The 13,909-nt window shown below is 53.0% G+C and carries 11 protein-coding genes; 3 read left to right on the forward strand and 8 right to left on the reverse strand.

What is annotated here, in order from left to right; genetic code table 11:
- Positions 1–120 precede the first annotated feature (120 nt).
- From ACTZWV_RS13845 to ACTZWV_RS13855, 3 genes are all read left to right on the forward strand, one after another.
- A complete protein-coding gene (locus ACTZWV_RS13845) occupies positions 121–3,234 on the forward strand; it encodes an efflux RND transporter permease subunit (protein WP_444787112.1) in 3,114 nt (1,037 codons plus the stop codon).
- Positions 3,227–4,258, forward strand: a complete 1,032-nt coding sequence (locus ACTZWV_RS13850) for an efflux RND transporter periplasmic adaptor subunit (protein WP_444787113.1) — start codon at positions 3,227–3,229, stop codon at positions 4,256–4,258. Before ACTZWV_RS13845 ends, ACTZWV_RS13850 begins: the two co-directional genes overlap by 8 nt.
- A gap of 127 nt (positions 4,259–4,385) precedes the next feature.
- A complete protein-coding gene (locus ACTZWV_RS13855) occupies positions 4,386–5,108 on the forward strand; it encodes a DUF6795 domain-containing protein (RefSeq protein ID WP_444787114.1) in 723 nt (240 codons plus the stop codon).
- 69 nt (positions 5,109–5,177) lie between these two features.
- On the opposite strand, the gene rraB is transcribed toward ACTZWV_RS13855, so the two are convergent.
- The 8 genes from rraB to ACTZWV_RS13895 form a co-directional block, all read right to left on the reverse strand.
- A complete protein-coding gene (gene rraB / locus ACTZWV_RS13860; RefSeq protein ID WP_444787115.1) occupies positions 5,178–5,549 on the reverse strand; it encodes a ribonuclease E inhibitor RraB in 372 nt (123 codons plus the stop codon).
- 4 nt (positions 5,550–5,553) lie between these two features.
- Positions 5,554–6,300: a 1-acylglycerol-3-phosphate O-acyltransferase gene (locus ACTZWV_RS13865; protein WP_444787116.1), complete on the reverse strand. Its 747-nt coding sequence runs from the start codon at positions 6,298–6,300 to the stop codon at positions 5,554–5,556.
- Positions 6,301–6,387: 87 nt separating this feature from the next.
- Complete coding sequence (gene parC, locus ACTZWV_RS13870) at positions 6,388–8,676, reverse strand: DNA topoisomerase IV subunit A (protein ID WP_444787117.1); 2,289 nt, start codon at positions 8,674–8,676, stop codon at positions 6,388–6,390.
- A 3-nt stretch (positions 8,677–8,679) separates the two neighbouring features.
- Positions 8,680–10,134, reverse strand: a complete 1,455-nt coding sequence (locus ACTZWV_RS13875) for a tetratricopeptide repeat protein (RefSeq protein ID WP_444787118.1) — start codon at positions 10,132–10,134, stop codon at positions 8,680–8,682.
- Between the two features lie 30 nt (positions 10,135–10,164).
- Positions 10,165–12,060, reverse strand: coding sequence for a DNA topoisomerase IV subunit B (gene parE / locus ACTZWV_RS13880; protein ID WP_444787119.1), 1,896 nt, complete (start codon positions 12,058–12,060; stop codon positions 10,165–10,167).
- Between the two features lie 35 nt (positions 12,061–12,095).
- Complete coding sequence (locus tag ACTZWV_RS13885) at positions 12,096–12,668, reverse strand: YqiA/YcfP family alpha/beta fold hydrolase (protein ID WP_444787120.1); 573 nt, start codon at positions 12,666–12,668, stop codon at positions 12,096–12,098.
- Positions 12,668–13,468, reverse strand: a complete 801-nt coding sequence (locus ACTZWV_RS13890; RefSeq protein ID WP_444787121.1) for a metallophosphoesterase family protein — start codon at positions 13,466–13,468, stop codon at positions 12,668–12,670. The genes ACTZWV_RS13885 and ACTZWV_RS13890 overlap by 1 nt, the downstream gene beginning before the upstream one ends.
- Positions 13,468–13,908, reverse strand: a complete 441-nt coding sequence (locus ACTZWV_RS13895; RefSeq protein ID WP_444787122.1) for a DUF1249 domain-containing protein — start codon at positions 13,906–13,908, stop codon at positions 13,468–13,470. The genes ACTZWV_RS13890 and ACTZWV_RS13895 overlap by 1 nt, the downstream gene beginning before the upstream one ends.
- Position 13,909: the final 1 nt, after the last annotated feature.

Here is a 13,909-nt window from a genome sequence, read left to right on the forward strand (position 1 = left end):
GGGTGTTACAGCTTGTAAGGCTTTATTAATACGCCCCCGCCGGGCGCATAATTGCCTCCGTTTACCCCATCGCTATCGCTTTTATTCTGCCAACGCTTAGATTTCAGGCCACATAAGTGCATGGAATCACGCAGCATGAACCTTACCCGCGCGGCACTGAAAAGCCCGGCCAGTATTATTGTTATCGCCATTCTGATTTTACTGTTTGGTGTGATTAGCCTGTTGAAATTACCGATCCAGATCACACCGGATATTGAACAACCGCAAATATCGGTATTTACCGGCTGGCGCTCGGCAGCGCCGCAGGAAGTGGAAGCGGTAATTATTGAGCCGATAGAAAACGCCATTAAAAATACCCGTGGTGTGGTGAAGGTAGAAACCAACATTCAACGCGGTTTTGGCTCCATTACGCTAACCTTCGATGTCGGCGCTGATATGCAGCAGGCTACGCTGGATGTGATTAATAACCTGAACCAGGCTCCCCCCTTACCACTGGATGCCTTCGAACCCACAGTAGTAGCCGGCGGTGGCCAGAACGCACCTAATGCCGCTTCGCTACTGATCCGGCCATTGCCCGGAAATAACATCCGCGATGTCGCGCAGTACCAACAGCTGATAGAAGATGTGGTGTATCCGCGTTTAAGCCGCATTCAGGGCGTAGGTCAGGTTAATTTAAACAGCCAGCGCCCGCGTGAGCTGCGCATCAGCTTTGATCCGCAGCGGGCCGCAGCGCTGGGCTTGAGTATTAACAACATAGCCACGCAAATCCGCGCGGCCACGGATACCTCCGGCGGCTTTGCCGATGTTGGCCGGCGCCAGTATACCGTGCGTTTTGCCGGCCAGTTTACCCCGCAATCGCTGGGCGATATGATCCTGGCTTACAGCGGCGAAAGGCCGATATACCTGCGCGATGTTGCCACCGCAGAGACCGGCTTTAGTGATCGTACCGGCTTTACGCTGCGTAACGGCGCCCACGCTTATTATATTACGGTGGCGCGCAATAACGACGCCAATACCGTTGCCCTGCTCGACGACATTAACCTGGCCATTAAAGAGCTGAACGAGGGCGCATTGCTGGAAGCCGGCCTGATGATGGATTTAAGCTTCGATGCCTCTGTACATATCCGCAATGCGCTGGCGCTGGTGAAAAGCAATTTAGGCCTTGGCGTACTGCTGGCACTGGCGCTGCTGTGGTTATTTATGCGCGGCTGGCGCGCTACCGCCATTATTGCACTAACGATTCCGCTGTCACTGGCTATTGCCCTGCTGGCGCTACAACTGCTGGGCCGCAGCCTTAACGTTATTTCACTGGCCGGGCTGGCGTTTGCGGTGGGTTTGGTGCTGGATGCCGCCATCATAGTGCAGGAAAATATCCTGCGTTTAAAAAGCGGCGGTATGGATGATAAAAAAGCCGCGCTGCGTGGCGCAGCACAGGTTAGCGGCGCCCTGCTGGCCTCTACCGCCACTACAGTGGCGATCTTTTTACCCATCTTGTTTATGGCCGGTATTGAAGGTCAGTTGTTTTCCGATTTGGCGCTGACCTTATCCGTCGCGGTGTGCAGCAGTTTTGTTGCTGCCATTACCGTAGTGCCGCTGGCCAGTCGCTACTGGCTGCCGGCACAGCAGCAAGCAGACCCTTTTGCCGTTTACTGGCAACGCCTGAGCCAGCTGATACTGCGCCTGACCAACAGCAGCAGTAAACGGCTGAGCTGGGTCGCCGGCTTGCTGGCCGGCTCTGTGGCGCTGACACTGCTATTGCTGCCGCGCACCGACTTTATGCCACGGGCACCGATAGACGGCTTTTTCTTCAATTTCAGTTTGCCGCCAGGCGGCAATATCGAGTTTATCGAGCAGGAGCTGGCTAACCGCGTAGTAGAGCGGCTGCAACCTTATTACAGCGGCGGCAAAACGCCGGGCATTAAAAGTTACAATTTTTACTCCTACGGCCCTAATGCCAGCGGCGGCTTTATTTACGCCGCCGACCCGACTCAGGTTGAGCAATTAATGGAGCTGGTACGCAATGAAGTGTTTGCCGGCATCCCCGATACGCAGGTGTTTTTGTTTCGCGGTTCGATGATTAACGTCTCCGGTGGCGGCGATGGCCGCAATATTGAACTGAACCTGCAGGGGCCTGAGCTGGCCGAGCTGATAAAAGCCGCCCGCATTGGCGTTAATGCCGTACAGCAACACTTGCCGGGCGGCAGTGCCCAACCGGTACCGGCACTGGATATGGCCGAACCGGAGTTGCAATTGCTGCCCAACGACAGAGCTATCAGCCAGGCCGGACTGAACCGCGCCGACATTGCCGGCTATGTGCAGGCCTTTACCAGCGGCTTGTTTGTGTCGGAGTATTTTGACGGCAATGATCGCATGAATGTAATTTTGCGCGCCCAAGCCTGGCAAACACCGGAGCAGCTGGCCGCTATGCCTGTGGTTACGCCGCGGGCCGGTAACCAAACGCTGTCTGATCTGGTTTATGTGCGCCAGACTGTGGGGCCATCACAGCTGCGCCGTATTGGCGGTAAGCGTACTATCAGCTTAATAGTACGGCCACCGGAGGGAATGTCGCTGGATGAAAGCATGGATATTCTGCAGCAGCATGTGCTGCCGCCAATGCAACAGGCCCTGCCGCAAGGTGCCAGCCTGCTGCTGAGCGGTAATGCCAGCCAAATGAATTCAGCCATCGATGAAATGCTGCTGAATTTTGCCATGGCACTGCTGATCCTGTTGTTATTAATGACAGCCCTGTTCAAATCCTTGCGTGACGCTCTGCTGGTGCTGTTGGTCATGCCGCTGGCGATTGCCGGTGGTGTCGCTGCTCTGGCGCTGGTGAATTTGTTTGCGGTGCAGTCACTCGACCTGTTGACGATGATTGGTTTTATTATTCTGCTTGGTCTGGTGGTAAACAACGCCATTTTATTAGTAGACCAAACCCGCAGCGGCGAGCGCGCAGGTTTAAGCCGGCACGATGCGGTGCAGCAGGCCATATTACTGCGTGCCCGCCCGGTGTATATGAGCACCCTGACCAGCTTATTCGGCATGCTGCCGTTAATGCTGATCCCGGGCGTTGGCGCCGAAATATACCGCGGTCTGGCAACCGTTATCGTTGGTGGCATGGCGGTCAGCGCCATTTTCACGCTGATTTTGCTGCCGGCCGTGTTACAAATGCAGCGCCCGGCAGCGCTACGCCGCGTCGTTACCCCCGTTTCAGCCCAAGGAGCGCATAATGCGTAATACTTTACTTATCCTCAGTTGGTTTTGCTCTGGCCTGGCATCGGCGCAAACCGCACCGGTTACCTCAGTGCAACTTAGCCAAAGCCGCTTATCCTATGAGGTACCCACCATAGACGTGGCCGGCACGGTGTACAGCCTGAACAACACAGAACTGACCGCCGGCATAGACGGCCGCCTGAGCTGGGTGGCGGAGGCCGGCACCCTGGTAAAAGCCGGCGATTTACTGGCACAACTGGACCCGTTGCCGCTGCAATTGCAAAAAGCCGAGCTGGATGCCCAGCATACACGGGCCAAATTGCAGGCCGGCTACTTTGAACGTGAGTACAACAGGTTGCAGGATTTGCAGCAAAGCCAGAGCATCTCGCTGTTACAGCTGGATAAAGCCCGCTCGGATGCGCAGCTGGCACAAGCCGATGCCGATATTATGGCGGCGCGCATTGCTCAGCTGAATGATCAGCTCAGCCGCACAGAAGTAAGAGCGCCTTTTGCCGGTGTGGTTGCCCAAAGGCTGCGCGAAGCCGGCGGCGATGTGTCACGCAGCACAGCGCTGCTACGCTTGCAGGATATTTATCAGCTGGAAGTACGGGCCTATGTGCCGCTGCATTACCTGCGCTTTGTCCGGCCCGGTGATACGCTTAGCATCAGCAGTGCGCAGCAGCAAGGCAGCGCTGCCGTTAGCGCGCTGATCCCGGCGGCAGATGCGCAAAGCCAGCGCGCCGAACTGCGACTAAAATTGGGTAACACCTCCGGCGATTGGCTGGCCGGTGAACTGGTGAACGTAAAAGTAGCAACCCGCGATGCTAAAGCGGCGGTTACCGTGCACCGTGATGCTCTGCTGCTGCGCAGCGACGGCACCTATGTGGTTACCGTAGACGAGAATAACGTTGCCCATCGCAAAGCGGTGAAAGTCAGCGATGGTAACGGCGAATGGGTAACCATTGATGAAGGCTTACAACCCGGTGAGAATGTGGTAACCCGCGGTGCTGAGCGGCTGCAGGATGGCCAGACAGTATCGCAAAGCTAAAGCGGCCGCTGCCACGCGGCCCTTTTTTAACCACAAATAAAATCATTTGTTTTACATTTAGTTTAAATTAATGCAAACTCAGGCCTACCTGTTTAATCGAAGCAATGCGTTGCTTAAAGGAACCGGTATGACTTTGGGTTGGACTATCTTCGCCTGCATCGGCACTTTCTTTCTGTCTTATGTGGTATTAGCCATCGGCTTTGTTACCGCCTTTGGCTTACAACAATATGGCAAGTTGCTGAATTACTATGTGGTTAGCGCCTGGGCCTGGCTGCCGGGTTCAGGTATTCTGGCTATTGTGCTGGGGATCGGTAATTACCGCAGTGGCGCCGGTGCCGACGGCTACTGGATTTTTGCCTTGCCGTTTGCCACCCTGGCGGCATATTTTGCCGGCTTACTGCTGCTGGATAAAAAGCGTGAGCATCTGCTGTCACCCGAAGTTAAAGGCCGGGTTACCCGCGGCGGTGCGCCCTATCAGGGTGCCTGTGTAGTGCGCGCTTTAACACACGGCGAGACACACTATGTCGACGAAGCGCTTACCGATGAGCAGGGCCGCTTTCAGTTTGCGCCGAAAAGTGTGATAACACGCGCCTGGTTTAAAAACCACTTTCGCCAGGAGGTTTACCTGAAAACCGACGGCGAAGCGCTGGCGCTGTGGTATATCAGCGCGGATCAGGCCTTAACCCACAAGAGTATCGATATTCTGCTGCAACAACTGCAATGCGAGCTGGATAACCCGGAACTGGCATACGAGCTGGTGAACTTTGAACAACCGGAACAACATCTGACTGCCATCAGCCGCAGTATCTTTAACCAGCCGGAACTGATTAAAAATACCGCGCCTTACTAAGTTAACCGGCCGCCGGAACCAAAACACAAAAAAGCCGCTATAGAGCGGCTTTTTTGTGTTCAGTAAGCATTATTCTTCGTCGTCATCCAGCTCTACTTCATCTTCGTCGCTTTCAAAATAGGTGCCCCAGCCGTCGTACTCTACTTTATGCTTGTGCGCCAGCTCTTCTAATTTGATTGCGTCGGCCACTATGCTGTCGGCATCCAGCGGTTGCTCACGAATGGCATCGAATACCCAGGCATTGCCACCGTCTTCAAACTCTACTTCTTCAGCGTCGGTGACTTCGTAACCCAGCTTAAACAGCTCAACTGCCAGCTTTTCCAGCTTGGCAAAGTCTTTGTCGTAGAAGTGATGTTCGATGGTGTAAAGCGCATCCGGATCGCTGCCATCTTCTAACAAGGCGGCGATGGTGTCTTCGGTAAATTCCTGCCAGTTTTCCATAAAATTACTCTTTAGCTGCAATATTACCGGCAGTGTAGTCGTTGCTCAGTTCGCTATCAAGTTCAGCGATTTTTGTCTGCATCTGAGCGTGCATGTTTTGTGCAAACTCACGGATATTCAACTGCTCTTTCGGCAGTTCTACCGGCGCCATCAGCTCAATAATCACCTTGCCGTTATTCCAACGGTTTAGCCTGAACTTGTCATGGGTGCTGCTCATACAGACCGGCACCAGCGCTACTTTTGCTTCCAGCGCTATATGAAAGGCGCCGGTTTTAAACGGTAACAGGCCACGGCCGTAGCTGCGGGTACCTTCGGGAAACATCCAAACCGAAATATTGTGCTTACTGATCCGCTCGGCCGCACCCAGCATAGTGCCCAGCGCGCGGCTTTTATTCTGCCGGTCGATTAAAATATTACCGCTGAGCCAATACAGCTGGCCAAAGAACGGAATGTACTTCAGGCTTTTCTTACCAATGGTGACGGTACGCGGCTGCACACCGTTACTGATGGTAAATAAATCGAGGTTATTCTGATGGTTGGCAATATAAACATAGGGGGTGGCCGGGTCGATATCGGCATGACGACGCACTTCCACGCTGAGGCCGAAAATACGCGATACCCAACCGTACCAATGCGAAAAGATATACACATTATTCGGGTGAAATGGCCGCACCAGACAAATCAGTAAGCCCGCCACAGTACTGATAAGAAAAAACAGCACCAATAAAATTAACCTGACTACCGCTATCACCGCATACTCCGCTTTGCCGTTTTGTCCCGGCTGTTGTCACTGGCGCAACACAAGGGCGCCGTAAAAAAGGCGCCCAGTATAACGGCTTTACTCTGTAGTGCTGGTTTGATCACTGGCGCTTTCTGCACTTTGATTCAGCAATATTTCGTCAATACGCTGCAAACCACGCGGTAACTTATTGCCGCGCCGGCCACGCTCACCGTGGTAGTGCGCCAGGTCGTCGGCTTTAAGGCCTAACTTACGTTTACCGGCCACTAAAGTAACGCTGCCATCTGCCGGCACTATCGCCAGCTGACAAACATATTCTTCCCGGCTGGCGGCGCGGGCTGAAGGGATAGACATCAGCTTATTACCCTTGCCTTTGCTAAGTTTCGGCAAATCTGCCACCGGGAACACCAGCATGCGGCCTTCGTTAGAGATACACAGCACTAAGTCGGTATCCGGCTGTTTTACCACTAACGGCGGCAACACTTTGGCAGCGGTTGGCAAACTCAGCACCGCTTTACCGGCCTTATTGCGGCTGAGTAAATCACTGTACTGTGCGACAAAACCATAACCGGCGTCAGAGGCCAACAACAGCGTTTGTTTATCATCGCCCAACAACACATGGTCGAACGACTCACCGGCCACTACAGCAAAACGGCCGCTTAGCGGCTCGCCCTGGCCGCGAGCAGATGGCAACTCGTGTGCTTCAGTGGCAAAACTGCGGCCGGAAGAATCAATAAATACCGCCAGCTGGTTCGAGCGGCCACTGGCCAGCGCCTTAAAGGCATCACCGGCTTTGTAACTTAATGCATTGCCATCGACATCATGGCCTTTGGCACAGCGCACCCAGCCTTTTTCCGACAGCACTACCGTGACTGGCTCGCTGGGTAGCAGCTCTTTCTCGCTAAGTGCTTTGGCTTCACCACGCTGCACCAGCGGGCTGCGCCTGTCATCGCCGTACTTTTGTGCATCAGCTAGCAGCTCATCGCGGATCAGCTTGGTCAGCTTTTTCTCTGAACCTAAAATACCGGCTAGCTTGTCACGCTCTTTGGCCAGCTCATCCTGCTCGCCGCGGATCTTGGTTTCTTCCAGTTTGGCTAAGTGGCGTAACTTTAACTCTAAAATAGCTTCGGCCTGGCGCTCGCTGATACCGAAAAAGGCAATCAGCTCCGGCTTGGGCTCATCAAAGGTGCGGATAATACGGATCACATCATCAATATTTAAAAAGGCGATTAATAAACCTTCTAATACGTGTAAGCGATCCAACACTTTATCTAAGCGATACTGCAAGCGCCGGCGCACCGTATCGCGGCGGAAGACTAACCATTCGCTGAGAATTTCCAGCAGGTTTTTCACCCGCGGCCGCTGATCCAGGCCAAGAATATTGATATTAACCCGATAGCTTTTTTCCAGATCGGTAGTAGCAAACAGATGCTGCATTAACTGTTCAACATCAATGCGGTTGGAGCGCGGCACTATCACAATCCGCGTCGGGTTTTCATGATCCGACTCGTCGCGTAAATCGCTAACCATCGGCAGTTTTTTCGCCTGCATCTGGGCGGCAATTTGCTCTAACACTTTAGAGCCGGACGTTTGATGCGGCAGTGCGGTAATAACAATGTCGCCGTCTTCCTGCATATAAACAGCACGCATTTTTACGCTGCCACGGCCGGTTTCATAAATAGCTGCCAGCTCAGCTGCCGGGCTGATAATCTCAGCATCGGTGGGGTAATCCGGGCCTTTTACGTACTGCATTAAATCCGCCACGCTACTGTGCGGGTTATCCAGTAAGGCGGCACAGGCATGCGCCACTTCACGGGCGTTATGCGGCGGAATATCGGTGGCCATACCTACAGCAATACCGGTAATACCGTTTAGCAATATATGCGGTAATCTGGCCGGTAATACCTTGGGCTCTTCCAGGGTGCCGTCAAAGTTTGGCAGCCAGTCGGTGGTGCCGGCGCCTAACTCCGACAATAACACTTCAGAAAAGCGCGATAGTTTGGCTTCGGTGTAACGCATGGCGGCGAAAGATTTCGGATCGTCCGGCGCACCCCAGTTGCCCTGGCCGTCGACCAGCGGGTAGCGGTAAGAGAACGGCTGCGCCATCAGTACCATGGCTTCATAACAGGCCGAATCGCCGTGCGGGTGAAATTTACCCAGCACGTCACCGACAGTACGGGCCGACTTTTTAAACTTGGCCAGATGCGACAAACCCAGCTCTGACATGGCATAGATAATACGCCGCTGTACCGGTTTTAACCCGTCGCCGATATGCGGCAGGGCGCGGTCCATAATGACGTACATTGAATAGTTTAAGTAGGCGTCTTCGGTAAAGCGGCGCAGTGGTAACTGCTCTACGCCATCATGAGATATTACGGTTTCTGTCATAGCTTATCCTGTCTGCACCGGGCTATCTGCGCCCGCTGCGGTGTTTTTACCAGTGCGCCGCGTCAGCTGCCACAGCAATAAAATCAGCAATACCAGGGTAGTGCAACCCAGAATGCCCAACCATAAAAATTGTAACTGCCGGTCCCGCCCGGCCTGTTCCAGCCGCAAGGCTTTTAATTCGTTATCCTGCTCCAGCAAGCGCTGTAATTGTAATTGGCGTTCGTGATCAAAGTTCAGCCGCATTTGCTCAATTGCCAGCTCGTTTTCTTTGTTGCGCTCTTCCTGAAAAGCAAAGACAAAATCGTGCAATTGCTGATAAGCACGTTGGTATTCGCCCTGATCGGCCAGCAACTGCGCCTTTAAATACCATACATTTAACCGCGTTGGGCTGTCGACGGCTATACCTTCACCGGTCAAGCTGCTTTCGTACAACATCACCTGTTGTAGTGCCAGCGAGGTTTGCTTCAGCTTGCGGTAGATCAGTGCCTTTTCATAGTAATGCGTAGACATATGCGAGCTGGATTGCAATTGCGGCAAATACTCTTCGGCTTTGCTGATATAGGATAACGCTGCATCAGAGCGGCCGCTGTCACTGCTGGTAATGGCCAGGCCTAAATAGGCGTGGTACAGGTTGACGAAGTCTTGCATCTGCAGGCTTTTTTGCAGCATTTTATTGTAGGTTTGCAACGACAACTCATAGCGCTGTAAAAAGCTGTAAGTACGGGCCAGGTTAAACAACACGGTGATCTGATTTTTCTGCCAACCCAATTGCTCATACAGGCTAAGCGCATTTTGCAGCAGTTCTACCGCTTCTTCTTCATACGCCAACGAGGCATACAACAAACCGAGCTCGCCGTTTATCTCTGCCGACAGCTCAGTATCATTTAACCGCATAGCGCGCTGATACACATCTTGCAGCAGGGCCAGCGCCTGCTGTTGCTGATTTTGCGCACTGAAAATAGCCGCCTGATTAATTTGCCCCATCAGCAGCTGTTTTTTATCTTCCAGCAAGGTTGCCAGCGCTATGCCCTGCTGATAATGCGCCAATGCCGCCTGATAATCGGTTTGCATTTCTCTGGCAAAGCCCAGCTCATACCACAACTTTACTTTTAGAGCCGATTGTTCTTCTCCCAGCAAAACCAGGCCCTGTTCAGCCGCTTGCTGTTGTTGCTGATGCCGGCCCAAGCCATCAAAAATCGCGGCCTGCAGGTAATAGTAATAAGCTTGCTGCTGCGGGTTCAAGCTGTCCAATTTATGTTGATGCTGCTGCAACAGCGCCAGCATTGCTTCCGGTTGCCGGCGCTTTTCTGCTGCCACCTGTTGCAGCCAATCCGGCAAATCTGTCGTTATTACTGTTGCCTGAGATGTCGCTTGCACGGCGTCCTGCGCAGTTGCCGCAACCGGCGCACCAAACAGCGTGCAGCAGCCTAACAGCGTCAGAGTAAAATATGTTTTCACGGTATTCAGGGCCTTGTTGTCCGGTGCGCGTTACACACTGATAGCGGCTTTATCGCCTTTTAATTCCAACCAGTCACGCCGGTCTGTCGCGCGTTTTTTTGCCAACAACATATCCATCAACTCCATTGTTTGCGCCACATCGTCTATGGTGAGCTGCACTAAACGTCTGGTATTCGGGTCCATGGTGGTTTCACGCAATTGTAGCGGGTTCATTTCGCCCAAGCCTTTAAAGCGCTGCACATTCACCTTGCCACGTTTTTTCTCCGCCTCTATCCGGTCGAGAATGCCGTTCTTCTCATCCTCATCCAGCGCATAATAGACTTCTTTACCGATATCAATACGGTACAGCGGCGGCATAGCCACATACACATGGCCGGCTTCCACCAGGCTGCGGAAATGGCGCATAAACAGCGCGCATAATAAGGTAGCAATGTGCAAACCGTCGGAGTCAGCATCGGCTAAAATACACAATTTGCCGTAACGTAAGCCGCTTAAGTCCTCACTGTCCGGGTCCATACCAATGGCAACAGAAATATCATGCACTTCCTGCGAGGCGAGGATTTGGCCTGACTCCACTTCCCAGGTATTAAGAATTTTACCGCGCAGCGGCATCACTGCCTGAAACTCACGATCGCGCGCTTGCTTGGCACTGCCACCGGCCGAGTCGCCCTCTACCAGAAACAGTTCAGTGCGGTTAAGATCCTGCGCCGAGCAGTCTGCCAGTTTACCGGGCAGGGCCGGGCCGGAGGTGATCTTTTTTCGCACTACCTTTTTTGCCGCTTTTAAGCGCTTTTGGGCGTTGTTAATGCAGAAGTCCGCCAGACTTTCCGCAATATCCGTGTGTTCGTTCAGCCATAAGCTAAAGGCATCTTTAACAATACCGGAGACAAAAGCCGAAGACTGGCGCGACGATAAACGCTCTTTGGTTTGGCCGGCAAACTGCGGGTCCTGCATTTTTAACGATAAAATATAAGAGCAACGGTCCCAGACATCTTCCGGCGATAATTTAATGCCGCGTGGCAGTAAGTTGCGGAATTCGCAAAATTCGCGCAGCGCTTCAAGCAAGCCCTGGCGTAAACCATTAACGTGAGTACCGCCCTGGGCGGTCGGAATTAAGTTCACGTAGCTTTCAGTGACCAGCTCGCCACCTTCCGGCAGCCATAACAGCGCCCACTCTACCGCTTCGGTACTGGCACTGAAGCTGCCGGGAAAGGGTTTTTCCGGCAAGCAAATATAGTCTTTAACTGACTCGGCCAGATAATCTTTAATACCGTTTTGATAACACCACTGATATTGCTGTTGGTTAACTTTATCGTCAAAGCTGACGGTTAAGCCAGGGCACAGTACCGCCTTGGCTTTGAGCACATGCAACATGCGGCTGACAGAGAACTTTGGCGAGTCAAAATAAGACGGCGTCGGCCAAAACCTTACCCGGGTGCCGGTATTACGCTTGCCTACAGTGCCGGTAATGGTCAGCTCAGCTACTTTATTGCCGTGTTCAAACGCCATTTCATAAATATTGCCGTCGCGGCGCACTGTCACATCAACGCGGCTGGATAAGGCGTTAACCACGGAAATACCCACGCCGTGCAAACCACCGGAGAATTGATAATTTTTATTGGAAAACTTACCGCCGGCGTGCAGGCGGCAGAAGATCAGCTCGACACCGGTGACGCCCTCTTCCGGGTGAATATCAACCGGCATGCCGCGGCCGTTATCAATCACTTCCAGCGATTGATCATCGTGCAAAATCACCTGCACAGTATCAGCGTGTCCGGCTAAGGCTTCATCCACACTGTTATCAATAACCTCCTGGCCTAAATGGTTAGGTCGGGTGGTATCGGTATACATTCCCGGGCGACGTTGCACCGGCTCTAATCCGGTTAGTACTTCAATCGAATCGGCATTGTATTGTTGTGCAGTCATAGTCTCGTCACTGGCTGATAGGATTAAGCGCGTTTTTACGCGAGTTGGCAAAAATTGGCAATAGTCTGCAATTGGCCGGCATAGCCGACGTAGCTGTGATCGCCACCTTCGCTCAGGTTTATGTTTGCGCCCTGATAGTAACTAAGCGCAAGACGGTAATCTAACACTTCATCGCCGCTTTGCAACAACAGCAGGTAATTCTCTGGCTGCAGCAGGCGCGGCGGCATTAATTGCGCTAATACGCCAATTTGTTCTGCGCTGACATCATAGTGTTGTTGCAGTACCGGATGGTAGTAGCGACCCAAATGTTGATTTAATACAGTATGTGGTGCCACGGCCGGATTAATCAGGCAGGCACGGCAGTTAATCTGCTCAGCGATACAGGTGGCCAAAAAGCCGCCCAGCGAACTGCCGATTAACGCCACATCACGCCGCGTGCCGATAAGCTGTTGCAATAGCTGCATTGCCAGAGCCGGATCATAGGGTAAATCCGGCGCACTAAAGTCAATATGCGGGTAATGCTGCAGGAAAAAATCGCGGGTTTGTACGGCTTTATCTGACTGCGATGAGCTGGCAAAACCATGTAAATACACTACTTTGTTATTCATTATTTATTCTTACTACTTAACTTTTTACTTAACTTTCTACTTAACTGCAGCCGGCGAAACTGCCAGCTGACACTGCCCGTGGCGGTAAAATACCAATCGCACCACTGTGGCCCCTCGTCTTTAGTTTGCCAGTCCGGCGTTGCTAAAAACTGCACCGAGCTGGCCGGGCAGCCGACAATAGTGACGCCCTGCTGCTGCGACTGATAAGCATAGTGCGCATGGCCATGGCCTATGCCGGCAATACGCGGCTCTGCCGCAATCGCTTGCCATAATGCAGCGGCATCCTGCTGACCGTGTTTATCAATAAAGCAGTGTAACGGTGCCGGATGATGATGGCAAAACAACCAGATAGCCGCCGCACTGCTGTGCCGGCACTGTGCCTGCAACCAGGCTTGCTCTGCCACAGGAAAAGCACCGGCAGGGGTATCGCCTTTGCTGTTAAGCAACAGTAATTGCCAGTTCCCCAGCTGTATATTGCGCGCTGGTTGAAACGGTGGCTGGCGACATAATTGCTCCAGCATGGCGATATCATCATGGTTGCCGGGCAAGCAAAATACCGGGCAGCTAAGCGGCGCCAATAGTTGCGCCAGCAGCTGATAAGACGCCGGCGTATGATCCTGAGTTAAGTCACCGGTTAGCAGCACCGCATCGGCTTGCTCAGTAACCAGGGTGGCGACAATGGCTGCCAAATGTGCTGCCGGTTGTACCTGCTTATATATACCTTCAGCGCTGGCCAGCAAATGACAATCGGTGATTTGCGCCAGCCGGTACTGCGCTTTGGCACTGAACGAATACTGCATCAACCGAATGCCAACTCCCGGTTAATATAGCCCTGACCGGCACACAGCTTTAACCAGTCACGCAGCAACAGGTTTATCTGGCGTTTTTCGTCCGGTAGCAGCATCCCGGGGTTGGGATAATCGTAACGCGCTTTAAAGCGGCTGATATGCTGACACGACAGCACTTCAGCAACCTGCGCATCATGATACAGGCGCACGACAAACCCGGGGCGAAAATAGTGCTCGCGCGCGTCGGTCAGTTCAATTTGTAAGGTGGTGGTAAAGCGTGCCACTTCCGTTACGCTGATACGGTAATGATGCTGCTCAGTAACGCGGATCACCGTAGTATGGCCAGGCACAGTATCGTCCGCCAGGTAGCGGTTCAGCTGGGCATAGTTACGCTCGCACAACGCCAGAAAATCCGGCAGCTTGGGTACATATTTCCGGCGTTTTAACCACACG

The sequence above is a fragment of the Rheinheimera sp. NSM genome (genome assembly GCF_052380015.1).
Taxonomy (GTDB): Bacteria; Pseudomonadota; Gammaproteobacteria; order Enterobacterales; family Alteromonadaceae; genus Alishewanella.